Source organism: Peribacillus asahii, from assembly GCF_004006295.1.
Lineage (GTDB): Bacteria > Bacillota > Bacilli > Bacillales > DSM-1321 > Peribacillus > Peribacillus asahii_A.
On record NZ_CP026095.1, the window covers coordinates 2,509,411 to 2,531,554 of the forward strand.

Genomic DNA, 22,144 nt, shown 5'->3' on the forward strand with positions numbered 1-22,144 from the left:
TAGAGAACACCAAATCAAAAAAAGCGACCCCTAGTGATAAACCCAAAGCAATTGAAAAAATCCTATAATAATCTATTTCTGCTGGTTTAAAAAAATAATAATAAATGATACTCGTCCCACTAAGAAAAACAATAGAAGTAAGAAATCTATACATTCTTTTTCTAATATCCAACCATTTTAATTTTCTCAAATGGATTAGAATTATAATAATAAAATAAATAAAAAATAGAATTAGAAAAATTACATAGCTAATTAGAAATTTAAAAGAAAACGAATTATCAATATCCCTATATACAATAAACAACTTAATAATCGTACTTACTACAAATATTGTATAAAGCATAATAGATATTAGATTTGAGGGACATTTCTTCATTTCATCACCACAGTGGTTTTAAATATTTTACATACACTTTGATTATCTCAGAATGTTATAACCTTTTTTATTGGTAATTTATTACTTGTGAAACTAAAGGACCTTTAGTTTTATGTCTTATTTCACAAACTCCCCTTACATAAAGAAAGAGCGCATTTTTTATTCTGGTATGCGCCCTTTAATTGAATAAGTCTGACCTCACTCATAATATTACTTAATTCTTCTTCAACTAACGCCCTCTTTAGTGTAAGTACATCTTTTCACATTTAATCTAAATCAAACTCAAACTTAAAACCTGCAAGTTTAGCTTATCAAATACGTTTCATGAATTCCTTTTTCGTTGGGCACATGAAACTGGACATATTTTAAAGAATCCAGTTGCAACAATATATTATGTCTTCTAGTTTGAATACCCTCTTTTTAACTTTAGTAATGAAAATAAGCCAAAACTATGCAACTCTGTATAAAAAGCTGCATAATATCAGCTCTAAGGATTTTATACGTTATAGAAGATTAGCTTTTCGTTACATTAACAGAGCCTTTCTAATTAAAAATTATAGGAAAAGTAAATGTAACGAAAGCTGCCCAAAGTCCGTAGACCGGCAAATACTTAGTAACGGCATCTTGGATAGTTGAAGGTCCGGATTTGTTTTGTAGAAAACGCATATAGGAGAGCATAATCCAAATTAGATTTGCCCAGATAAGTATGTTTACTCCTAAAACAGCAAGTCTATTAGGCGTAATCCCATAAGAAGAAAGTCTGAACACGATGGCTGACAAAGCCACACTGTCAATGATAAGTGCAAGAACAATTAAGGCAAGATTTATATAATCTGAAATGTTCTTTTTCTCGTCTGAGTCGCTCTCGATAATGGAAAATATGGTAACGGCCAATACACCAAGGAGTATTCCGTTGAAGGCTATCAGGAAATTGCGGTCCAAGAATGGATTTTTTCCGACCCATATAACCGTTATAAGATAGACCAATAATGTGACTAGGACAAGAGGACTAAAAATTTTAGCTATATATGGTGTAATATTCTTAGCAAGTTTAAGATTCATTGATACCAGGTATGCAGCCACAATAGCGAGAGCGGCAGCACCAAATAAAACGACATTACTAAAATAGAAGTCTTCTATATCCAAGCCAACAAAGCTAAATAACTGCATGGTTAATGCTGCTAGTACCATTCCGCTAACTGCCATGCTGGCGTAGAGAATACAATATTCCAAATTAAATTTAATATAGGCTAATCTTGTACTGCCTTTTGAATATTCATTTCCTGTAAATGCAAGCCCTACCAATACCCATAAGAATATGGGAAGGTGTAAATAAGCAAGGATAATACTGTCTTTATAATTTAATGGCAGCATATTAAGATAAAACCCGGAAATTAGGAACAACGCTGCAAGGGAATAAATAACACTTTTTTTCGGAGTATTATTGTAAACAAAATAGGCAGCAATAAAGGGAATTATACCAAAAGCCAGGTTAATTGGAGCAATTGCTTCCTGTTCGACAAAATGGAAAATGATCCTGGTGCTTATCCCGGCCAGAATGGCTAAAATGCCCATGAATAAGAAACCTTTTTGAAGCAAGGAAGGTTTTTCTGTATTTGCCGTCTCCTTGAAATGCAATCTTTCATACCAAGCACCAAGAACCTGAGAATCAGGATTTTGTTCCCATGCGTGTGAGAATGACTTTTTAAAAGCTTTCGGGTCTTTTCTATATATTCTCTCCAGCTCATGAGGGTTAGCAATATTTTCAATAATCAAATTGTTAATGTCCATAGTTATACCTCCCCTAATAATTGTTATATTAAGTTTCCTCCACGATGTTTAACTGTCTTCGTCACTTTTATATTCTAAAATATCTCCAGGCTGACATTTTAAAGCCTTACAAATTGCCTCTAAAGTGGATAATCGAATCGCTTTTGCCTTTCCATTTTTCAATATAGAAAGGTTCGCCATTGTTATTCCAACCTTCTCCGAAAGTTCTGTTACGCTCATTTTCCTTTTGGCTAACATCACATCAATATTGATTATAATTGCCATTGTTATTCACCTCAGACCGTTAAATCATTTTCTGATTTGATATTAATTGCTTCTTGTAAAAGTTTTTGGAGAACAGCTGCAAAGACTGCGATAACCATCGAAGCAAAAGGAACAACCAATCCGACAAAGATAACTCCTGGTGCGTCGTCTACTTCCGCAAAGATATAGAAGAGCGGCCAAACTAGCACATGCAAAATACTGATTGTGATGGCACAGTATTTGATTTTCTTTAAAGCTTTTACAGATAAATCGGAGAAAGCTTTATTTTTGTCAATATAGCGTAAGAGTTTGAAAGCCTGATACAGAGCAAAGTAAAAAGGTATCGCCGATGCATCAAAAGCGATGAAAACGAGATATTTTATAAAAGCAAACTCTGGAAGCAATTTTGCTGCAAGATTCGCCATCTCAGGCACCAAAAAGATGCACAGAGCAAGAACTGGGACTCCTAAAAGAATAACAGCTATTTTTAAAAACAACGTTATTACTTTTTCCATAAAAAGCACCTCACTTATTTATTCTGATTTCGATTTTAATATATACTTTATCGTTTTACAATAAATTTTTATTAATTTGAATAACATTTTTATTGTAGGTTTTTGTTTTAAGCAAAAATAAAAAGCATTCCTCATTCAAAGAAATGCTCTATAACTTTAAACCATTAAATTTATAACTTGTACAGCTAACTGCTTCGTTACTTGAATAAGAAAAAGGCTTCACTCCACATTGAAGTAAAGCCCCAGTTAGCTGAACAAGATAATTATATAAAGTACTGTTAACTTTTTTAATGAAAATCTCGGAACTGTAATATTTGATTTACTTCACCAATTTGTGGGTTCTTCTATTCTTCTCTATCATGATTTTCCATATAGAATTGTTCAACAACACTGACAATCATAGTTAGCTAATTATTTATACAACAATAAAGAAATTCCATCCTATTAATAATGCAAATAATAAAGTTAACAAAGTAATTGTAAGAAAATAAAATACTTTACGTTTTTTAGAACTTACTATTTTTCTCATATATTTGATAGAGAAGAAGGCTGCAATAACTGTACATACGAGTAAAGGATAATTCAGTAAAAGATGAGGTTTGACCTCCGCAAAAGTACGAAATTTATTCATCATAATTCTAGTAATACATATTAGATTGTTTAAAACGGTTATTTTACCACATAATATTAACATTGAATAGTAGAAATTAAATCTTTTATCTTCTAATTCTAATTGTTTCTTTCTATTTTTAAATTTAAGAATGAGTAAAATCAGTGGTGCAATTAAGAAATACAGAGTTGTACTTAATAATACTAAAACACTAGCAATTAAAACTGGGATTGTTCTATCAGGTGGTAGTTCAGATAAATCCATACCATGTCCTACAATTATCTGTTTCACTTTGCCTTCTTCCATTTTGAATTGTAAAACGGGATACGCATTTCTAAAAATAGGGAAATTTTCTTTAACAAGTTCATAATAATATGGTTTCGTCTGTACATAAGTACCTTTATATTGCCCTAAACTCATTGTGATTTCATTTTTGTTCGTTGCACTAATAGTATATAAATTTTGATAATTTGCAAATTCTAAAAAATTTCCCTCTTGCCGTTGAAATGGAACATATTTTCCATCTACTTCATTTGAAGAAGGTAGTTTTTGATAAGGAACTTTACTCTCTGTATGCTTTTTACCAATTAACAATTCTTGTACTCCAAATAGAATGTCCATTTCAGCACTTGCATTTGTAAGGATTACAATTCCAAATCTTTCTTCAGGTACTATCGCAAATTGACTTGAAAATGTTGCAGTATTACCTCCATGACCAATAGTACGGTATTCTCCCACATATTCAAAAAAACCATGTGCCGTTCCAACCATTTCTCCATCTAAACTGTAACTTGGTGAAAACATAGTTTCTAATGTATCTGAATTATCAAACAGTGGTGACTTTTGACCTTTTTCTGGAGTTATTGCAATTGCATATTTCGCCAAATCTTCTACCGTACCGTTTATAGAACCTGCTGGATAATGAGAAACATATGACCAATTACCAAGTAGGAAACCTCCTTCTGGATTTGGTAAATATCCCCTTGCTTTTGTTTCTAAAAGTTTTTTATTATCATCAAATGTTGTATTTCCCGTTGTATTATTCATCTCAAGTACATTAAATAAATGTTCCCGTTCATAATCATGAAATGGCTGTTTACTTATACATTCCACTACATAACCAGCAAGAGATGCTCCATAGTTACTATACGAACTAGCTGTTCCCACTTTATAATACTGTTTAGATTTATCAAGTAGTAATGCTTCTTCAAGAGGGAATAATCCATCCTTTGAAAAAGCAATTGTATTAAAGGCGTAGTCTCCAAATCCAGCAGCATGATTCATAAGATCTCTCATTGTAACAGTTTGTTGGAAATTAAGTTTTTTTGCAAAGTCAGAAGGTAGATATGTTTTAATATCCTCATCTAAATCAAGTTTACCTTGTTCAACTAATTGCATTGCAGATGTCCAAGTGAATAATTTACTTATGGATGCCCATTCAAAAACTGTCTTTGATGGATCAACGGGAATTTGCTTTTCAACATCCGCATATCCATAGCCTTTTGAGAGAATAATTTGACCATCTTTCACAACTGCAATTGCAGCTCCTGGTGTTGTTTTATCTAAATACTTCGATACATATTGATCTATCTTTTCTTCCATCTTATTCAATGGAATACCCGAAGGTGTTTCCCCGTTAATTTTCTTTAATTCGGCTGCAAAACTAAGTTTTGTACTTAGTCCAAAAACAGTCAAAAACATAATAATACTAACTGTTAATATCAATCCTATTCTTTTTATCATTTTCGTATCCCCTCTCATAAAAATATTAGTCTTAGATTAACACCCTTAGAGAAAAGCTATAAAATCAATATCTCTAAGAGCATTTAACTCTGTATAACCAAATTTTATTATCATTATCGATAATGATAAAATAAAAGTTGGATGATTGCAATAATTATTCTCATTATTTATAATAGGAATGAAAAATCGGATGAATAAGAGGGGATATTATGGTCAATAAAGTTGATGTTTTAATGCATCCCGTTAGAATGAAAATTTGCCAATCATTAATGAGAAATAAAGAAAATGGATTAACACCTTTAGAAATGGTCAAAATCATTAAAGATGTACCTCAAGCAACTCTATATAGACAGTTACAAATTATGATGGATTCTGGAATTATTCACGTTATTAAAGAAAAAAAAGTGAAATCAGTTTCTGAAAAATATTATGCTTTAAAAGAAGATGAAGCTAAAATCGATGCGGAGGAATGGAAAAAAGCATCGCAACAGCAGAAACTTGATTATGTTACTTACTACCAATTATCTCTTTTGTATCAATATCAAAGTTATCTTAAAAAATTAGAAGAGCAAAACAGGTCAGAGGATAGTGCTACTTTTTCTTTAGCCGAGTTAACGTTAGATGATGAAAAATTCAAGCAATTCCAAAATGAATTAAACGAATTAATTAATAAGTACTACCATAATGCAAATGAAAACAATGCAGAAGATACTCCAGTTCGAACAGTTGCTGTTACAATTATTCCAGATGCTTAAGAGACAATGCCTCTTAAGCATCTAGTATTGCTACATCTATGTTGTAGTAAGGCTCTTTAAAGTTGTTTCTTATTCATTTATTTCAAAGACCAATATATCAAATAACTTTTCATCGGTATAAAGTAACATCGCCCAATCTCCCGACTCTTGTATTTTTACATTAGAAGGAATATGTGCATCAGCACCATTGTTTGGGCTACCAAGTCCCTTAGTCCAACCATCTATAAAAATCTGATGAACAGCTTCTGTTTCTTTATGAAAACCGACAACCGTTAATTCCTTGTTTTCTGGTACTTCAACTCCCCAAAGATGCCACATCCACTTTTGACCGTTTAAACTTGGCATATCTGCACCAATAACACCTGATCTATTTTCATTTCCAATAATATTTCTATCACCAAACTCAACCGCTTTCTTTTCCCAATTGGTTTTTTCAAAATCACTTACTCGAACAAAATCAGGAATATCTTCAGGTAAGGCGATTTCTTTTTTTACTGTTTTATCCGATGTACAAGCTACTAAGATAAATAACATAGCAAATAAAGTAAGTATCAACTTAATTTTTTTCATAGAATCCCCCTAAATATCAATAATAATTTGTTTAATTATACCAATTTTCTGATATTTTCATTCAACTATTCTGCATCGTTAGCACAAGAAGAAAAGCTGCCTTCGATAGCAGCTAGATCTTAAACATAAGCACCCGTTCACTTAAGTACAATTATTCACAAATTTATAGCAAATAGCTGATTCTTTTTACAGGAAAGCGCTCGTTAATTAAATACTATCAGATCCTCATTATAGCGAAATTAGGAATCCAGTTTCATTCTGTTTATTTTACGATGTGAAACAAGTCCCCCCCTTCTATTTGTGTTGTCTAGCATTGATTATGAAACGCTTTTTTGAACATATATAATAATCGCTAATCAAAAATCCAGGACTTTAAAATGGTAAAATTGCATGATTTTTTATTATAATAACAGTGGTATTATTTGTTAATAAGTACTTACTTGCACTCTTTCATTCAAAGGGGGGTTGCTATTATTCTATTAATTATGATTATAAGGTTCTAATATCTTGTCATGAAAAGACTAGTTTTTAGAGTACATTGCTCAAGTTTGAACAATCAGTCTGGAAATTCCACAATTAATACACTACAATATGTAGTGGAAGGTGAGTAAATTGAACATTAAGAACTTTAAATATAACGAAGCTGGCCTTCAGCGCTTCTTCGGTCCTTTAGAATCAAGAATCATGGAGATTCTCTGGGATGGAAGAGAACGAAGCATTAAAGAAGTCCTGCATCATTTAGAAGATGACAAACCAATTAATTTTAATACGGTTATGACTGTAATGAAGCGGTTAACAGACAAGGGTATTTTAGAAAAAAGAATGCAAGGAAGACTTTCATTATTCCGTCCTATTCAATCAAAAGAAGAATTTATGGAAGAACAGTCGAAAAAATTAACAGAAAATCTTCTTGATGAATTTGGTGGTTTAGTTATCAATCATATGCTTGATGCCATACAAGATGTAGATCAGGAATTACTGGATAAATTAGAACAAAAAATTAAACAATTAAAAGGAACAAAGCCATGAGATGGTGGAAGAATAAATCTATATTTATCATAAGCTTAAGTCTGTTGATTACGATTCTTGTTTGGAGCCAAATCGGGATGTATCTGGCTCATGTTCTTTTAGGGACAAACCTAGAGAAGAATCTTTTTACCCTTTGTCTCAGTTTGTTTGATGAAAATATATCTATTCAATTCATAATTAGTATGTTTTTAAATGTATTAATTGCTTATACGATATTGATGACACTTATTAAAATTAGGCACCAATATTTTTTATTGAGAAGGTTTAAAAAGAAAATTTCTCAGATGGTTGATACCGATTTGACAAAGCTTCTAAATAGAAAATTCCATAGGTATAAATCGGATATCCTGGTCATTCAAGATCATCAGCTACTAGCTTTCACAATAGGATTTAGAAAATCTAACATTGTCCTTTCTACAGGTTTAATCGAAATCCTCGAAGAATATGAATTGAATGCAGTCATTGAACATGAAACATCCCATCAAAAAAACAATGATTCGCTCAAGATTTTTACCCTGCAGCTTATTTCACAGACTATATGGTTTATTCCACTGACCAAATGGGCTTATCAGAATTATAAAATCATCAGTGAGTTATTAGCTGATCAATATGCCATTCATAAAACGGGTTCCGAAGCAGCATTAGGAAGTGCGCTGTTAAAATTAATTAAACATCACTTTAACAGAAAACCCTCTCCTGTACTGGCTCATTTCTCAGATGAATCGGTAAACTACAGGCTGAAACAATTAGTGAATCCACATCAGGCTATTCCAATAAAGCTGAAAACAACTTCGATTATGGCTTCGGTCCATATAATGCTTCTTATGACGGTTATGATTCTAGTGACTATGAGTTAATAGTCACAGTTTTTCTGTCTTAAACACTACATAATGTAGTGTAATAATTTATTGAGAGGAGAATGAATGATGAAAAATACTCAAGAAATCGGTTCACTTTTATTAAGGCTAATACTAGGATTTACCTTCTTTATGCATGGGTTGGATAAATTCCAGGGCGGTGTTGAAAATGTTGCGGCGGGGTTTCCTGCCATGGGGTTGCCTAGTTTTTTAGCCTATATTGTTGCGACCATTGAATTAGTGGGCGGGATTGCGTTAATTTTAGGTTTTGGGACAAGAATCTTTGCTGGTTTAATGGCGTGTATCATGCTGGGTGCGATCTTATTCGTGAAGCTAGACAGTGGCTTTCTGGGAGGATTCGAGTTTGATGTTGCTCTACTAATCATCGCTATCCAACTACTCTTAAACGGAAGCTCACTATTAGCATTAGATTCCAAACTGCCACAAATAAAGTTATTTTCTACACAAACCATCCCTGACGACACTAGAAAAGGGATCAATTAAAAACAAAATCGTAAACGCGACCTTATTTCCGTCCCAAGTGAAGTGAAATCACTTGGGACCTTTTTAGCTCTTTATATTGTTACACTCCCCTTAATACTACTCGAGAATATCTAAAAAGCACTTTAATGAGCGGATCTAATATTCCTTAAACTAGTAAAAATCAATACGACTTAATTTTAAAATAACCTTACAGAATCTTGTCCATTTGGCAGAAAGTAATCACTACACCCAATCAAAGTTTTCAAAATTATTCTGGGAATTATTTTTGTTTTGCAGCAAAAAACTCTGCTATTTTTTCCTGAGGAACCCCCGTACTAAACGATAAAGCAAATTGGTTCATACTATCTTGAATCGCAGTATCGAGTGAAGTATTCTGCCACGTTTCAAAAAGGACTTTTTGCTGTTTGATAGTAACTCTATGATTTACAGCAATTCTGCGTGCAAAAGATTCAGCAGTTGCTTTCAATTCAGATAATTCTACCAGTGCATTCAAAAAACCAAACTGATTTATTTCCACTGCGCTGACAGCGTCACCTGTAAGCAGCATCTCTTTTGCACGGCTTAGCCCAATGTGCTGCTGGAGCAAAACAGAATCTAAAACAGATGGAATACCTAACTTTATCTCCGGCATAATAAAAACTGAATCCTTGGCAGCTACTCGAATATCAGCTGCCATTGCAATTTCCATTGCCCCGCCTATACAGTAGCCATTTATAGCTACAACTACAGCTTGTGGAATTTTACGAACCAGTTCACAGACCTGCTTTAATAAAGAAATAAGTTCATATCCAGTTTGTGGAGTTAGACCTACAAATTCATTGACATCCATTCCTGCTGAAAATGATTTCTCTCCGCTGCCAGTTATAATGACAACGCTTACTTGTTCATTATTCTTTAACATTTGCAAATGTTCAATAAGATCTATTAGCATATCTCTCGATAAGCAGTTTGCTTTAGCAGGGTTGTTTAAAGTAATCCATTCAATATTTCCTTCTCTTTCAAACAATAATTTTTGACTCATGAACGCTCTTCTCCCCCTTGAAATATTCTAGTACTATTTGCCACAAAGAAAAAACCCACTTATGGAATATTATTACTATTTATATCAAAATTCTTTTTTTCTAGAAAGTCAACATTTTATATAAAAATCCTAAACATATAACTAAACGTACAATAAAGCGATAATGTTTTCATGAAAAGATTTACTATCCTCAATATCCCACCACTGGTACAAGTATACTAATGACGTCTTCTGTTTATTTATGATACATTTAGTCTCGTAGTTGATGAACAACTAAACATGAAATGGTGAGTAGTCGCGGCTCATGGTTTACATGAGTTGAGGAAAGTCCAGGCTCGCCCGGCGCTGAGATGCCCGGAGTGTTCTTGCCATCTGTAAAGGTGGGCAGCAGACTTCGTATCTGCTGACGGCGGAGAAATCATGCTAAGTCCAAAAAGGATATGCTGAGAGTAACCTTAAAGTGCCACAGTGACGAATTCTTCTGGAAACGGAAGAAGTGGAACGAGGTAAACCCCAAGAGCGAGCAACCCAAATTTAGGTAGGGGCACCATCCAGCGGGAATAACGAACTAAAAGGATGGATTGATTGAACAAATCAATAGTTATATGACTGCACCTGGTTGTGCGAGATTGGCATCGTTATTAGCACACAGGAACAAAACCTGGCTTATAGCCATTTCATGAGCCGAATTCATCAATGCGCTTATGCTAAATAGCAATAACCATTATCGTTCGGTTGTAGCTCTTATTAGAAATAAGATAATCGGTCAACTAGGGATAAATCCCTTCGAGTGTGCCGTTTATTCACATAGAATATAGTCTAGCTCATACATACCGTGCTAGATGGGGAGTTGGCGGTGCCCTGTAACCCGCAATCCGCCGTAGCGGGGTTGAACTCCTATTTGAGGTAGGAACATGTGAGGTCTGCCTTGTGAAAGCAGTGTTGACAATTGGGTCCTACGCAATGGAAACCTACGAAATTGGTCAGGTCTGGAAGGAAGCAGCCATAAGTAGTGATTTCGATGTGCCGTGGGGCAGCCTAATTAGAGCTAGCTTCCATAAGTAACGCTTGGTTGTTTCTATCAATGATAGGTGCACGGTGTTTAATTAATATGTAATGATTGTCAAATCGTTTAATACTATACTTCCCTGACTTTTACATACTCGATATTCGTACAAAGTGCATGTTAAATTCAATGGATACTATACTTGCTGCTTTATTTTATACATTTATAATTTTTATGATTAACCACTATTTTTATCGGTTCATCTGTTTGTGGTTTTGTCCCAACTTTGACAATCACAGAATTTTCCCGCACTGTTAAAACTTCTCCCTTCTTACCTTTCTGTTCACCTTTTATTACTTGAATAGTTTCTCCTTCCTTCGCCTTTTTAATTTCACTCTTACCTACTGTTTTGTCTTCTGTCATTTTATTTCCTCCTTTATTAAGGGAATACTCCTTTTATTGCACTAATAAGTTGATGAGCTTTATTTATAAGCTTATCCTTCCCCATATGTATTTTTTTATCATTTGGCTCTGATAAACTTTAATGTTGATATTGCATAAAATTAAGGGGAACCTATTTATCAAAGATTCCCCATCCTTTTGAAGCCTATTTATTGATTAATTCTGTACCATATGAGTTATCAATTGCACAAAGCCATTCGCCTTGTGGATTCTTCTTAAACACGTATGTTGCCCTTCTATCCATTGAATATTCCGAATCCTCTTTATCAGCATCAAGTAGCGTTTGAGATAAAACTAAAGCAGTATCTCCTGCTTCTAAAATAATCATTTCTCCTTGTGTTGGTACAATACTGTTATTAAAGTATTTTGCAATTGCAATAAATGCTTTTTTGATTTCCTCTTTGCCTTGTGCAATCATTCCAGGCTTTATCACTAAAATTGCATCAGCTGTATAGTAGTTCATCAATGTATCAAAATCTTCTTGCTTTATTGCAAGGTCACACTTTTTAATTAGCTCTTTTAATTCGTGTTCCATAAAATATTCCTCCCACAAATAGTATCTTGGCTAAATTTCACATCACAAACATCTGTTAAACTACCTTTTTATTATTACTCCCGATTGTGCTGATCAGAACCTTTGAATAAGGACTACACATTGAATTTAGAAAATCGTAGGCTATCATAAGTTTCTAAACCTTTTTCCTTTGCATAGGTTTTTTAGGCTCTCCACGTATCTGTGACAAGCACTTTTTTATTGAAAAGTTTAAAACTAATTATGAACAATGGAGACACTTGAACCCTTCCTTGAAGCGAGTTTCCTTCATTTCATTGATTAAACGACCACCAACAGAGAAAAAAAGCTCAACATAGCGTTTAATCCATTGATATACTTGTTCTTTTTTGGTGTGTGGTAATTTGTCAATATATTTTAACAAGTTACTAAACGCTTTGCTCACCCCCCTCCCCTAAATATTAGTTCTTATATTGATTATATTAAAGTTCAGAGTGGCATCATATATCAACATTTATCTTTAACAGAGCCTATCATTTAGATATTTTTTCAGGAACAGCACAATTATATTTTTTAACTTTGAAAGCAAGTAAACCTAAAATAAATTCGAAAGACCCAGTATTTCTGTTTGCTAAAATAATGATGATAAGCAAGTATAATTAGTTTTTTGCCTTTAGGGAGTAGATTCAAAGAGCTTCTCACACAAAACGGAGTCGATTTATGCAGCTAACGAGGGAAATTTAGTCGAATTAGAAGGAAATTTAGTCGAACTGTTGAATAACTTTATTATTACAAATTAGGAGGAAAATCATGAGTCGAAGTATAATATTTAAGGAAAATGAATTAATTATTAAATTTTCAGGCCTAACTGCCCTTGCAGGATTGAAGCAGGAATTGAAGATACCATATAGCTCTATAAAAAATGTCCAAGCCGGAAATTTCAAATTACATTGGAATGCCTTGCGACTATTCGGCACTTCTATTCCAAAAGGTTACAAAGCAGGGCGGTTCCTGTACAAAGGACAGAAATACTTTTTATCCTATAACGACACGAATCAAGTCGTTGTCCTTGATTTAGAAGAATATGAATATGATAAAATTGTGGTACAAGTAGGGAGCCCTAAACAGATAAGAACAGCAATCTTAAAACGTTGTCCGCAACTTGTTTATGAAAAGTATCAATAAAAATACTATTTATAGACAATGTAAAACAAACCCCTACTCAAAAAAGTGAACTGCCCCCTGTCAAGTAGACAGTGGAAATAATAAAAATGATTTAAACGACTTTAGCCCTATACCCCATAGGACTAAGGCCGTTTAGTCATTTTTGTAATCGATCATGATTATAGAATTGTATATACTCATCCACAGCCAGACAAAGTTCTTCGAAAGTATCATACTTATGTAAATAAGATTTTTCACATTTGATGGTTCTCTAAAAAATTCCATCTCTCCATTATCAATACACCTTCCAGCACGTGACATTTCTGCTTGATTATATTGGCTATATATCGAGAGCAGGCTTACTTGCATACGTTGGCTTTATTGCCATGAGTGCTAGAAAAGATATAAGAGCCTATTTCACGGAGGGGCTTACGAAAACATCTAACCTATATGGCATTAGTGCGGATATAAGCCCTCTCCCATCATGAAGAAGGACTTCATTTTACTTCACACGTAACTTTTGATCAATTCGAATCGTGTACTTGTCATCAAGCTGGTTCCAACTTTTGATTTTCGCAATAGTTGTATCATACTTTTTAGCCAGTTTTGATACTGTATCACCTTTTAGAACTATACAGTATTCACAATCTTCATCATCCTTCTGCTCTTTCAAATCGAATGCTTTAACCAATCCATTTACATGGCCTTTAGCAATTGCTTCAATGAAATCTTCACCCTTTAATTTAGCCGCATCATCTTTATTATCAATAAAACCACACTCTGTAAGAATTGCGGGCATATTAGACTCACGAAGCACATGCAAATTTCCTTGTTTTTTTCCACGGTCTTTCATATCAATCTGCTTCACAATTTCTGAATGAATCACATTTTGGTAAGCAATAGATTTAGAACTACCCGGATACACAAAATCCTCATAACCAACACCGCCGCCAGCATTAATGTGAATAGATAGGAAAAAGTCTGCTCCCCATACATTTGCGGCTTTAGTACGTTCTAACAAAGACGGATAAGTATCTTTTGTACGGCTCATTTTCACTTCTACGTTTTCATATGCCGCTAATAATTGTTTTACTCGTTTAGCAATCCTCAAGGTTAAATCCTTTTCGAGCAATCCATTTCCAACTGCTCCTGAATCTTTCCCACCATGACCTGCATCAATAAAAATTCTAACCATCATTTATTCCCCCTTTCATCTATAATCATTTGTTTAATTTCAGAAACATCCTTAACTAAAGAAGAAAATACCTGGGCTTGCGCTCCAATAACCGATTAGTTCTTATCGATGGCTTCTTAATATTTATCTTCACGCTCTTTGTTATTTTTCATTGTACTAAACAATATTCAAACAAACAAAAAAGCATAATCGCCCAACATTAAAAAAAGCCCTGATACTAGAAATATCAAGACTTTGAATAGTGTAAAATTGAGATTGATAGTTTTCAATTTCCCATAAATGAACAGCCGTGCGGTTTTCATTCTCTAACATACAAAAAACAAGATTATAGATTTATTTTGGGGGATAAATTTATTTTACTCCTTGCTTCCTTTGCGAAAGATTCGATCGAGAAATGTTTTCTTGTTCTCAGGAGGCACCGGAAGAAAGAAACGATTCTTACTTGTTACATCAAGATAAGGTGTTAATATAGCAGTCTTCTCCTCTACAGAAGTTGCGGCATTTAGCTTTTCTTCAATTTTTGCAAAATGTTTTTCTGTCGAGCCTTTTGGCGTATAAACAAAACGCCCATCTGGAAACTCTTGTGAATCCATCGTTTCTTTTTCAGTATATGCATGGACAGACGGACGTGCCCAAAAAACATTTTTCCGCACCACACGTGCAGGACTTCCCGCAACTGCTACATTTGATGGGAGCGATTTTGTCACGAGCGACTTTGCACCTAAAATTGAACCTGTACCAACTTCTACTCCTTTTAGAATCATGACGTCCTGCCCAATCCAAATGTGGTCACCTAAGTACACACTCTTTGTTGGGTTAATCCGTTTTCGAGTTGTTCCATCGTACATTAAATGTGGGTCTGCCAAACGAACGACTACACCACTTGAAAACATATTATCATGACCGATGAACAGATTCTTTTGCTCAGAGAGAATAAATCTCGCTGCTCCATTAAATGAATAGTTGCGACCAAGGAAAAATGTATTATCATTCCAAACACTGACGCTCATCGTTGCATTATGATTTGATTTCCCAATGATGATGAGCGAGTTGTTACGATTAAAATTTAGCGTTGCATTTTGAATTTTGGCTCCACGTTCAATAATTAACCGATTTCCTTTACCAACAAAATTGATTTTGCTATTTACAAACGAAATCTCATCTTCAGTATTTCCTATAAAAAGTATTTCATTATCCGTTTTCGGTTTCTGTGATATTTCAGAAATAGTTTCCATGCTGTTCATACCCACTTTCAAAATGTTAAAAACGTGTTTATCTAAGAAGAAATTTAAAAAAGAGATATATCGCAATAATAGAAAGCTGTATTCGATACTAGCATATTGGTCCCTTCACACGCAACTCCTGGCCAATCTTAATGGTATAGTCATCATCAAGTTTGTTCCAGCTTTTGGTTTGCTGCCGTACTCTTTAGCAAGCTTTGGTACGGTATCACCTTTTATGACTGTGTGATATTGATTTTCGTCCACTTTTTTCTTTTTTAGACTAAAACATTTAACCGAACCATTAACATGTCCTTGGGCGATATCTTCAATAAATGCGACCTTTTTCAAAATAGCAGCTTCATTAGGATTAGAAATACAAAGGCTTTCCGTCAGTAAAGCTAGCATATTCGTTGTTCTTAAAACTTGTAGATTCTTTTGTTGTGGTAAACAACCTCCAAACAAAAAAGCATAACCGTCCTCTTTTAAAAACAGATTAAAAATTTGCTCATCTATAGTAAAAAGATTGAAGAAAGCACAATGAATAAATTTGAAAATTACATAAAAAAAGCCCCGATATCAGAGATATCAAGGCTTTGAATAGTTTAAAATTTAGATTGATAGTTTTCGATTTCCCATGAATGAACAGCTGTACGGTTTTCATTCTCCAACATAAAAACAATTCAAAGTCCTTATAAACCCCGTTTAATATCGCGATTCAATAAATGCCCTCAGCAAAATAAATCAAAATGTATAATTAAATCCTGGCTCGTTATCCTTAGATACAGCAAAATTGGATAAAACCGAAATCATAGTGGTTTTTCCGTTTTTTCGACCAATAAAAATAAGGCCCTCACGAAAGCGCCTATAACCTGTATCTTTATGGAACCAACCATACAGGGAACCAATGACAAAATGTTGCCACGGCTGCAAAACTAAGCTTGCGAATATTTCTCCAATTCAGCTTCTACAGCTGTTTGTTTCGCTTTTCTATCTAATTCAGGTAATTCAAAGCTCATCATATCCCCCATTTCTCAGGAACACCCTGAGCCGCAACCCAGGGCAAAAAGATTAATGTTTGACTGCTGCATCCTCCATATCTAGTTGTCCAGGAGGAACACTTACTTCTCCGTTGTTATCGATGGTATACTCCACACCTTCATGTGGATCTTCATAAAACTCCTCAATGCTCATTTGAGATGGTTATAAACCAAGAGAAAATTAGTTCCGGCAAACGGGTAGAGTTTGTTTACTTTACCTTCTGTATCACGTTTGATGTTAAACTTTAAAACAATTTTCTTATTATCACGTTGGATTGATACGAATTCAGCTCCAACTTCGCTTTCTTCCACAGTAATAAGAGTGATAGAACCAGGCTTTTTTAAAAGCTCATCAACATGCGATAATTCATTACTTACAACATGGAACACTAAAACCTCTTTTTTATCATCTTTTGATTTTTTTAAATAATACATTCAGTTGGATTTTTGCCATTTTCATATTCTCCTTTAAATGCCCTTCTAAGGCGTTTTATAGTTTAATAGACCAATTGTATTCAGGTTGTAAAAACTCTTGAATTTACCCCTATTCCATCCTGTCTATATATGTCAAAACGTGTCGAATTTAGTTATTGGCGAGTTTTAATGGGCTGTTTGTTAATCAACCTCGATAGCAACTATGTTGTATTTTGATTTATGTTTGTTTTCGTGCGTTCTCTAAACTTTCTACCAAACAGTTTTCGGTTTAACTCCTAGATATTTCGCACATTCATCCGTTTTTCCAATGAATATTAAATCTTCGCCTTTATAAATTGCATAATCCATTCTTCGCTTTCTCAATAAGTGTTTCAAACCCCTTTACCATATAGTTTTGGCCCACTGTTTCTACGAAATGTGCAGTAATAAAACCAATTAATGGTTTTAAAATCTCCCCTCATTTATGTTAACCTTTATATAAATGTAGTTTACATACAAGGAGGAGAAAAATGACTCTTAACGTACGATTTTTTATAACTATCGTTACAGCGATTTTATTTGTAATTCTTGTGTTCATGAATTTTTTAGGATTTTGGAAAGCTAACTCAACAATACAAATTCTTTTTTTCTTTATTATGGTCGCAGCGATTTTCAATGCAGGTATTGTAACTAGTGAAAAACTAAAAATCAAAAGCTAATCGAGAAATTCCAATTGGCTTTTTTACCGTGCACCATGTGTCTACTTAGCCATTGAACCTACTTCCACGACGACCATTTTTATAGTGAGGCTTTTTCTCTTTAGCCATTTCATCTTTCAGAGACTTGATCATCCGTCTTAAATGTTTGATAGTTTTGTCCTTGTTAATGTTTGCCCGTTTAAGCTGCCTAACAAAGCTTTCGGATCATACTTACTTCGATACATACCATTCAATATTTTCTGATAGCCTTCCAGGTCTTCCACAATCAAGACGAATGGATTTTTAGAAGCACGTATTAATTCATTTTCAAAACGAGTACGGTCTTTGATGCTTTCCACAAGCTCATCGACACCATTTTTACGTTCCAATCCTGCTGTTAAATAAATATCCCTTGTAATACCCATTTCGATATTTTTAGGAATCATGGCCGAATAATCACATGTTTTCATGGTTCAAATTTTGAATGGCACTTTTTTTGCGAAAATAATCAAGTACATGCTGGTTTTTCTGCTCCCTGGTATCCACAATAATTTCTAATGTGTTCAGGATTGTTTTGAATCCTGTGTCTGAGTATCTGTAATGGATAGTGTTCATATTAGGACTCCATAGCTTCTTGAATTTTTTGTTTAATTTCCTCATAAGTCCCTTCATGTCTAATTATTTCTACACCTGTTGGATATTCAACAAAGATTTGATCATCTAAAACAGATATGATTTTATTTACATTTATTAAACGCGAAGAATGATAACATTTTTCGAATACTTCTATAAATCCTTTCATCCCATCACTACTCCTTTCTTGAAATAAACCATCGCTCGTTCAAAAATTTCTTTAGATAATTTATCTATTACTTTATTCTCATAGTTGCAAATTGGCTCCGATACTTTATTCCATCCGTTATATGAAAGTTCAATAGTCAATTCCATAACCATCTTGGGGAACGATTAAGTCGGGAAACGGTCAAGATTGTACACAGTACCATGCACAATGCATTCGAAAAGGCTGTAACACTTGGAAAAGTTTCTAAAAATCCGTGTAATGGTGTAGAAATTAAAGGAGAAAAAAAATAAAAGAGAAATACAATTCATTGAATCTGAACATATCTCGCACTTTTTAAAAGAATCCTATCAATATGGATATATTTATTGGATTTTCTTTAAAGTGTTGATTGAAACAGGAATGCGAAAAGGGGAAGCTGCTACTAACAACCCTAACGAAATGTTTATCAGTACCAAAACAGCTAATTCTGTGAGAGTCGTTACGATTAGCTAAACTCTTGCTAGTGAGTTACATTTTCAGAAGAAATATCAAAATCAAAATAAACTCTCTCTGAAAGAGAATTATCACCACAACTTAAATTTAGTTCTATGCTGCAATGATGGCAATTACATGCCTAAAACAAGTTTATTTAATGCCTTTTCTAAAATTCTCAAAAAGTGTGGGCTTCCTTCTTTACCTATTCATTCTTTGAGACATACACACGCGGTTTTACTTCTGGAAGCCAGGGCAGATATGAAATATGTCCAAGAACGATTAGGTCATAGTAGCATTCAAATCACTTCTGATGTGTATTCGCATATAAGTAAAACAATCGAAATGGATAGAATGGACAAATACGAAGAGTATATGAAAAACATACTCAAATAATCACTTTTTAAATAAAATCGGGCAAAAATCGGGCACTCAAAAAAATAGGCGGAAAACTATTCGAATCGCCCGACATAAAAAAAGCCCCGATACCAGAGATATCAAGGCTTTGAATAGTTTAGAATTTAGATTGATAGTTTTCGATTTCCCATGAATGAACAGCTGTGCGGTAGCTATCCCATTCTGCTTTTTTCATAGAAACATATTCGTTATATACGTGATCGCCTAATGCTTTATAAGCAAATTCGCTTGATTCTAATTCACTGATTGCTTCCTTTAAGCTACCAGGTAAGTTGTCAATTCCGAGTTCCGCTTTTCTTTCTTCTGTCATATGGAAGATATCTTCATTAATCGGAGCTGGTGCTTCTAACCCTTTTTCGATTCCATCTAAACCTGCAGAAGCAATGACTGCGAACGTTAAGTAAGGGTTAGCTGATGGATCTGGACAGCGCAATTCCACACGTGTCGCAAGACCTTTTTTCGCTGGAATACGAATAAGTGCTGAACGGTTAGAAGCAGACCAAGCAAGGTAACAAGGTGCTTCATAGCCTGGAACTAAGCGTTTATAAGAGTTTACTAACGGATTTGTTACTGCCGCAAAGCTCTTCACGTTTTCTAGTACCCCTGCAATAAATTGATACGCTTTTTCGGATAATTGCAACTCATCTGAAGGATCAAAGAATGCATTTTCGCTGCCTTCAAAGAATGACATATTTACGTGCATACCAGAACCGTTGATTCCGAATACTGGCTTTGGCATAAATGTAGCATGCAGTCCGAATTTCTTTGCAACGGTCTTCACGACCCATTTATACGTAGTTGATCGGTCTGCTGCAGTTAGTGCATCTGCATATTTAAAGCTAAGTTCATGTTGCCCTTCTGCTACCTCATGATGAGATGCTTCAATCGTAAAGCCTATCGCTTTTAAAGCACGGTAGATTTCTAAACGAACACGTTCTCCAAGATCATGTGGTGATGGTTCGAAATAGCCTGCTTTATCGCCAAGTTCTCGAGTTGCATAACCGTTTTCATCCGTTTTAAATAGGAAAAACTCTAACTCAGGTCCTACTGAAATCGTAAAACCTTTATCAGCTGCACGTTCCATTGTTTTCTTTAGTACATTTCTTGTATCTCCCTCAAAAAGAGTTCCATCTGGGTTTTTTACAGAGCATAAGAATCGTGCCTCCGAATACCCTTCTTCTACCGTCCAAGGAAGAACAGCAAATGTAGCTAAATCTGGTTGTAGATATAGATCTGATTTATTAATAGGTGAAAAACCTGTAATAGAAGAACCATCAAACATCATCTTACCTTCTACTACATCTTCTAATTGTTCAGATGTTACCGTGATATGCTTTAAGATCCCTTCAATATCTACAAATTGTAAGTGTAGTAGTTCAACACTTTTTTCTTTAATTGTCTCTTTAATTTGTTCTAAAACTGCAGTCTCTGTCGTTATATTTGCAATAAGTGTTTTAGTCATGTTGCCCTACCTCTCATATACATGTTATATTTTATATCATTCGATAATTTGATTATATTTTAATCTATATGATTTGACAACTATTTTTTGAATATTTATGCTAGTTTATTAATTTTTAATTTATCCTAGTTAATAATAAAAGTTTGTTTTACTTCAAACGACAATTATGAAAGCTCATTAATAAAAAAATCGAGCAAATATTAATAGAAATATATTTAAGGGTTTTTGTTTTAAATGACATTAAATAATATTTGTATTTATACTAAAGACACTGTTAAAGAACAATGTTGATTTTCTTATTGAACTAACGTAAGCGGTTTAACAGAAAACTGTGTAAAATGGACAAAAAGAGTGTAGAGGTGGAATTATTACATGAAGTTTGAATATAAGTTTTTTACTCGTTGGGTTGTGGATGGATTTATAGAAATAAATTCTCAAAGGTCATCATTTGATGGAATCACTTATGTAAGAGACTGCTTAGGTGATTTACTTAATGCACTTATGTATCTAAATGCTGATTGCGTTTCAAAAGGGGATGGGTTAACAACAAATACAAGTTGTGAGTGGAACGCAGAACCTAGTATTACAACTTGGAATTTCACATTAAAAACTAATGGGATGTTACATGTTATAGTCACATATGATGGTAAGGAAGAAGATGAAGATATAGTAGATATCAATACAGAATGTCCTTATGATTCCTTATTGGAGGTAATCATTTTGGAAGTGGATTCTTTAATTAAAAAACATGGAGTTGTGGGATATAAAGAAAATTGGGACCATGAGTTCCCTCTAAGTACATTCTTGAAATTAAAAAACTATTTACTTAACAAAAAGACCTATTCATTAGAGGAAATAGGGGATGAATATAGTGAAATAAAGACGAGTCAGTTGCATAATGATTTGGATTTATTATTCAAATAAATTAAGTCAAACTACATTTCAATACTAAAATTATACATAGCTTTGTTCGAGAAATATCAAGGCTTGTTGAACGAAGGGTGCTTTAGTTAAATAAGACCATCAAAAATGATGGTCTATTTTTTTTATATCTTAAATATCAACATTATTGTTTCAGAGCCATACTAAAAAACGAATGATGATTTACAACTCAAATCTGGAGACCATATATTATTGGCGGTATTAAAAAGTTACCTAAATCTTATGTTTCTCATGCAGTAAACAATAATGGCCCTTCTCTAAGAAACGAGAAGAGCTCTATACTAAAATATTAAATTCCTTTATGGTAGTATTTTAATTTTTAAAAT

The 22,144-nt window shown here is 33.8% G+C and carries 23 protein-coding genes, 2 other RNA genes and 4 pseudogenes; 10 read left to right on the plus strand and 19 right to left on the minus strand.

Going from position 1 to position 22,144, the window contains the following annotated elements:
* Positions 1-919: 919 nt before the first annotated feature.
* From BAOM_RS12095 to BAOM_RS12110, 4 genes are all read right to left on the minus strand, one after another.
* On the minus strand, positions 920-2,167 hold the full coding sequence (locus BAOM_RS12095) for a DUF4153 domain-containing protein (protein WP_127760485.1): 1,248 nt from the start codon (positions 2,165-2,167) through the stop codon (positions 920-922).
* Positions 2,168-2,215: 48 nt separating this feature from the next.
* On the minus strand, positions 2,216-2,431 hold the full coding sequence (locus BAOM_RS12100) for a helix-turn-helix domain-containing protein (protein WP_127760486.1): 216 nt from the start codon (positions 2,429-2,431) through the stop codon (positions 2,216-2,218).
* A gap of 11 nt (positions 2,432-2,442) precedes the next feature.
* On the minus strand, positions 2,443-2,925 hold the full coding sequence (locus BAOM_RS12105; RefSeq protein ID WP_127760487.1) for a DUF2975 domain-containing protein: 483 nt from the start codon (positions 2,923-2,925) through the stop codon (positions 2,443-2,445).
* 415 nt (positions 2,926-3,340) lie between these two features.
* Entirely contained in the window at positions 3,341-5,278 is a 1,938-nt protein-coding gene (locus tag BAOM_RS12110) for a serine hydrolase domain-containing protein (protein ID WP_164853207.1), read from the minus strand.
* A 209-nt stretch (positions 5,279-5,487) separates the two neighbouring features.
* On the opposite strand from BAOM_RS12110, the gene BAOM_RS12115 reads away from it, so the two are divergent.
* Complete coding sequence (locus tag BAOM_RS12115) at positions 5,488-6,033, plus strand: helix-turn-helix domain-containing protein (protein WP_127760489.1); 546 nt, start codon at positions 5,488-5,490, stop codon at positions 6,031-6,033.
* Positions 6,034-6,102: 69 nt separating this feature from the next.
* Here BAOM_RS12115 and BAOM_RS12120 read toward each other — a convergent pair whose 3' ends face one another.
* Positions 6,103-6,603, minus strand: a complete 501-nt coding sequence (locus BAOM_RS12120) for a hypothetical protein (protein WP_180319781.1) — start codon at positions 6,601-6,603, stop codon at positions 6,103-6,105.
* A 612-nt stretch (positions 6,604-7,215) separates the two neighbouring features.
* On the opposite strand from BAOM_RS12120, the gene BAOM_RS12125 reads away from it, so the two are divergent.
* The 3 genes from BAOM_RS12125 (at position 7,216) to BAOM_RS12135 (ending at position 8,993) form a co-directional block, all read left to right on the plus strand.
* Positions 7,216-7,632: a BlaI/MecI/CopY family transcriptional regulator gene (locus tag BAOM_RS12125; RefSeq protein ID WP_127760490.1), complete on the plus strand. Its 417-nt coding sequence runs from the start codon at positions 7,216-7,218 to the stop codon at positions 7,630-7,632.
* The gene (locus tag BAOM_RS12130) at positions 7,629-8,489 is read left to right on the plus strand and encodes a M56 family metallopeptidase (RefSeq protein ID WP_127760491.1); all 861 of its coding nucleotides are present in this window, start codon (positions 7,629-7,631) and stop codon (positions 8,487-8,489) included. The genes BAOM_RS12125 and BAOM_RS12130 overlap by 4 nt, the downstream gene beginning before the upstream one ends.
* Before the next feature lie 69 nt (positions 8,490-8,558).
* Entirely contained in the window at positions 8,559-8,993 is a 435-nt protein-coding gene (locus BAOM_RS12135) for a DoxX family protein (protein ID WP_127762549.1), read from the plus strand.
* Between the two features lie 259 nt (positions 8,994-9,252).
* Here BAOM_RS12135 and BAOM_RS12140 read toward each other — a convergent pair whose 3' ends face one another.
* Complete coding sequence (locus BAOM_RS12140; RefSeq protein WP_127760492.1) at positions 9,253-10,014, minus strand: enoyl-CoA hydratase/isomerase family protein; 762 nt, start codon at positions 10,012-10,014, stop codon at positions 9,253-9,255.
* 283 nt (positions 10,015-10,297) lie between these two features.
* Between BAOM_RS12140 and rnpB the strand changes: the two genes are divergently transcribed.
* Both rnpB and ffs read left to right on the plus strand, forming a co-directional pair.
* An RNA gene (rnpB, locus tag BAOM_RS12145) (RNase P RNA component class B) lies at positions 10,298-10,688 on the plus strand.
* A gap of 159 nt (positions 10,689-10,847) precedes the next feature.
* Positions 10,848-11,113: signal recognition particle sRNA large type (ffs, locus tag BAOM_RS12150), an RNA gene on the plus strand.
* A 117-nt stretch (positions 11,114-11,230) separates the two neighbouring features.
* Here ffs and BAOM_RS12155 read toward each other — a convergent pair.
* The 3 genes and pseudogenes from BAOM_RS12155 to BAOM_RS12165 form a co-directional block, all read right to left on the minus strand.
* The gene (locus BAOM_RS12155) at positions 11,231-11,443 is read right to left on the minus strand and encodes a DUF2187 family protein (RefSeq protein WP_127760493.1); all 213 of its coding nucleotides are present in this window, start codon (positions 11,441-11,443) and stop codon (positions 11,231-11,233) included.
* Between the two features lie 184 nt (positions 11,444-11,627).
* The gene (locus tag BAOM_RS12160) at positions 11,628-12,017 is read right to left on the minus strand and encodes a YybH family protein (RefSeq protein WP_127760494.1); all 390 of its coding nucleotides are present in this window, start codon (positions 12,015-12,017) and stop codon (positions 11,628-11,630) included.
* A 241-nt stretch (positions 12,018-12,258) separates the two neighbouring features.
* Positions 12,259-12,438 (minus strand): annotated as a pseudogene (locus BAOM_RS12165) (IS1595 family transposase); the annotation flags it as partial.
* 365 nt (positions 12,439-12,803) lie between these two features.
* Between BAOM_RS12165 and BAOM_RS12170 the strand changes: the two are divergent.
* The gene (locus BAOM_RS12170; protein WP_127760495.1) at positions 12,804-13,178 is read left to right on the plus strand and encodes a PH domain-containing protein; all 375 of its coding nucleotides are present in this window, start codon (positions 12,804-12,806) and stop codon (positions 13,176-13,178) included.
* Positions 13,179-13,314: 136 nt separating this feature from the next.
* Here BAOM_RS12170 and BAOM_RS25520 read toward each other — a convergent pair whose 3' ends face one another.
* The 6 genes and pseudogenes from BAOM_RS25520 to BAOM_RS12205 all read right to left on the minus strand — a co-directional run bounded on the left by BAOM_RS25520 (position 13,315) and on the right by BAOM_RS12205 (position 17,066).
* A complete protein-coding gene (locus tag BAOM_RS25520; RefSeq protein ID WP_127762550.1) occupies positions 13,315-13,422 on the minus strand; it encodes an IS3 family transposase in 108 nt (35 codons plus the stop codon).
* 237 nt (positions 13,423-13,659) lie between these two features.
* A complete protein-coding gene (locus tag BAOM_RS12180; protein ID WP_127762551.1) occupies positions 13,660-14,352 on the minus strand; it encodes an N-acetylmuramoyl-L-alanine amidase family protein in 693 nt (230 codons plus the stop codon).
* 356 nt (positions 14,353-14,708) lie between these two features.
* Positions 14,709-15,587 (minus strand): acyltransferase, encoded by an 879-nt coding sequence (locus BAOM_RS12185; RefSeq protein ID WP_164853208.1) that lies wholly within the window; start codon positions 15,585-15,587, stop codon positions 14,709-14,711.
* Between the two features lie 114 nt (positions 15,588-15,701).
* Positions 15,702-16,037: an N-acetylmuramoyl-L-alanine amidase CwlD gene (locus tag BAOM_RS25620; RefSeq protein WP_127760497.1), complete on the minus strand. Its 336-nt coding sequence runs from the start codon at positions 16,035-16,037 to the stop codon at positions 15,702-15,704.
* A gap of 297 nt (positions 16,038-16,334) precedes the next feature.
* A pseudogene (locus BAOM_RS12195) lies at positions 16,335-16,520 on the minus strand (terminase large subunit domain-containing protein); the annotation flags it as partial.
* A 123-nt stretch (positions 16,521-16,643) separates the two neighbouring features.
* Positions 16,644-17,066, minus strand: a pseudogene (locus tag BAOM_RS12205) (hypothetical protein).
* A gap of 490 nt (positions 17,067-17,556) precedes the next feature.
* On the opposite strand from BAOM_RS12205, the gene BAOM_RS12210 reads away from it, so the two are divergent.
* Positions 17,557-17,745 carry a hypothetical protein gene (locus tag BAOM_RS12210; RefSeq protein ID WP_127760498.1) on the plus strand — a complete coding sequence of 63 codons (189 nt, stop codon included), beginning with the start codon at positions 17,557-17,559 and terminating at the stop codon, positions 17,743-17,745.
* Between the two features lie 179 nt (positions 17,746-17,924).
* On the opposite strand, the pseudogene BAOM_RS12215 reads toward BAOM_RS12210, so the two are convergent.
* The 3 genes and pseudogenes from BAOM_RS12215 to BAOM_RS24405 form a co-directional block, all read right to left on the minus strand.
* A pseudogene (locus BAOM_RS12215) lies at positions 17,925-18,339 on the minus strand (ERCC4 domain-containing protein); the annotation flags it as partial.
* Between the two features lies 1 nt (position 18,340).
* Positions 18,341-18,526 carry a hypothetical protein gene (locus BAOM_RS12220; protein WP_127760499.1) on the minus strand — a complete coding sequence of 62 codons (186 nt, stop codon included), beginning with the start codon at positions 18,524-18,526 and terminating at the stop codon, positions 18,341-18,343.
* The gene (locus tag BAOM_RS24405; RefSeq protein WP_164853209.1) at positions 18,523-18,666 is read right to left on the minus strand and encodes a hypothetical protein; all 144 of its coding nucleotides are present in this window, start codon (positions 18,664-18,666) and stop codon (positions 18,523-18,525) included. The genes BAOM_RS12220 and BAOM_RS24405 overlap by 4 nt, the downstream gene beginning before the upstream one ends.
* Before the next feature lie 469 nt (positions 18,667-19,135).
* On the opposite strand from BAOM_RS24405, the gene BAOM_RS25050 reads away from it, so the two are divergent.
* A complete protein-coding gene (locus BAOM_RS25050; RefSeq protein ID WP_252282405.1) occupies positions 19,136-19,393 on the plus strand; it encodes a tyrosine-type recombinase/integrase in 258 nt (85 codons plus the stop codon).
* Positions 19,394-19,511: 118 nt separating this feature from the next.
* Here the strand turns inward: BAOM_RS25050 and glnA are convergent, their stop codons facing one another.
* Entirely contained in the window at positions 19,512-20,876 is a 1,365-nt protein-coding gene (glnA, locus tag BAOM_RS12235) for a type I glutamate--ammonia ligase (protein ID WP_127760500.1), read from the minus strand.
* Between the two features lie 372 nt (positions 20,877-21,248).
* Here glnA and BAOM_RS12240 point away from each other — a divergent pair, with 372 nt between their 5' ends.
* Positions 21,249-21,800 carry a hypothetical protein gene (locus BAOM_RS12240; protein WP_127760501.1) on the plus strand — a complete coding sequence of 184 codons (552 nt, stop codon included), beginning with the start codon at positions 21,249-21,251 and terminating at the stop codon, positions 21,798-21,800.
* Positions 21,801-22,144: the final 344 nt, after the last annotated feature.

Coding starts and splice junctions, on each gene's coding strand:
- BAOM_RS12220 (WP_127760499.1), bottom strand. CDS start 18,526: ATGAAAGGATTTATAGAAGTATTCGAAAAATGTTATCATTCTTCGCGT.
- BAOM_RS12180 (WP_127762551.1), bottom strand. CDS start 14,352: ATGGTTAGAATTTTTATTGATGCAGGTCATGGTGGGAAAGATTCAGGA.
- BAOM_RS25050 (WP_252282405.1), top strand. CDS start 19,136: ATGCCTAAAACAAGTTTATTTAATGCCTTTTCTAAAATTCTCAAAAAG.
- BAOM_RS12170 (WP_127760495.1), top strand. CDS start 12,804: ATGAGTCGAAGTATAATATTTAAGGAAAATGAATTAATTATTAAATTT.
- BAOM_RS12210 (WP_127760498.1), top strand. CDS start 17,557: ATGACTCTTAACGTACGATTTTTTATAACTATCGTTACAGCGATTTTA.
- glnA (WP_127760500.1), bottom strand. CDS start 20,876: ATGACTAAAACACTTATTGCAAATATAACGACAGAGACTGCAGTTTTA.
- BAOM_RS12155 (WP_127760493.1), bottom strand. CDS start 11,443: ATGACAGAAGACAAAACAGTAGGTAAGAGTGAAATTAAAAAGGCGAAG.
- BAOM_RS12185 (WP_164853208.1), bottom strand. CDS start 15,587: ATGGAAACTATTTCTGAAATATCACAGAAACCGAAAACGGATAATGAA.
- BAOM_RS12115 (WP_127760489.1), top strand. CDS start 5,488: ATGGTCAATAAAGTTGATGTTTTAATGCATCCCGTTAGAATGAAAATT.
- BAOM_RS12100 (WP_127760486.1), bottom strand. CDS start 2,431: ATGGCAATTATAATCAATATTGATGTGATGTTAGCCAAAAGGAAAATG.
- BAOM_RS12140 (WP_127760492.1), bottom strand. CDS start 10,014: ATGAGTCAAAAATTATTGTTTGAAAGAGAAGGAAATATTGAATGGATT.
- BAOM_RS12095 (WP_127760485.1), bottom strand. CDS start 2,167: ATGGACATTAACAATTTGATTATTGAAAATATTGCTAACCCTCATGAG.
- BAOM_RS12135 (WP_127762549.1), top strand. CDS start 8,559: ATGAAAAATACTCAAGAAATCGGTTCACTTTTATTAAGGCTAATACTA.
- BAOM_RS12130 (WP_127760491.1), top strand. CDS start 7,629: ATGAGATGGTGGAAGAATAAATCTATATTTATCATAAGCTTAAGTCTG.
- BAOM_RS12160 (WP_127760494.1), bottom strand. CDS start 12,017: ATGGAACACGAATTAAAAGAGCTAATTAAAAAGTGTGACCTTGCAATA.
- BAOM_RS12105 (WP_127760487.1), bottom strand. CDS start 2,925: ATGGAAAAAGTAATAACGTTGTTTTTAAAAATAGCTGTTATTCTTTTA.
- BAOM_RS12240 (WP_127760501.1), top strand. CDS start 21,249: ATGAAGTTTGAATATAAGTTTTTTACTCGTTGGGTTGTGGATGGATTT.
- BAOM_RS12120 (WP_180319781.1), bottom strand. CDS start 6,603: ATGAAAAAAATTAAGTTGATACTTACTTTATTTGCTATGTTATTTATC.
- BAOM_RS12110 (WP_164853207.1), bottom strand. CDS start 5,278: ATGATAAAAAGAATAGGATTGATATTAACAGTTAGTATTATTATGTTT.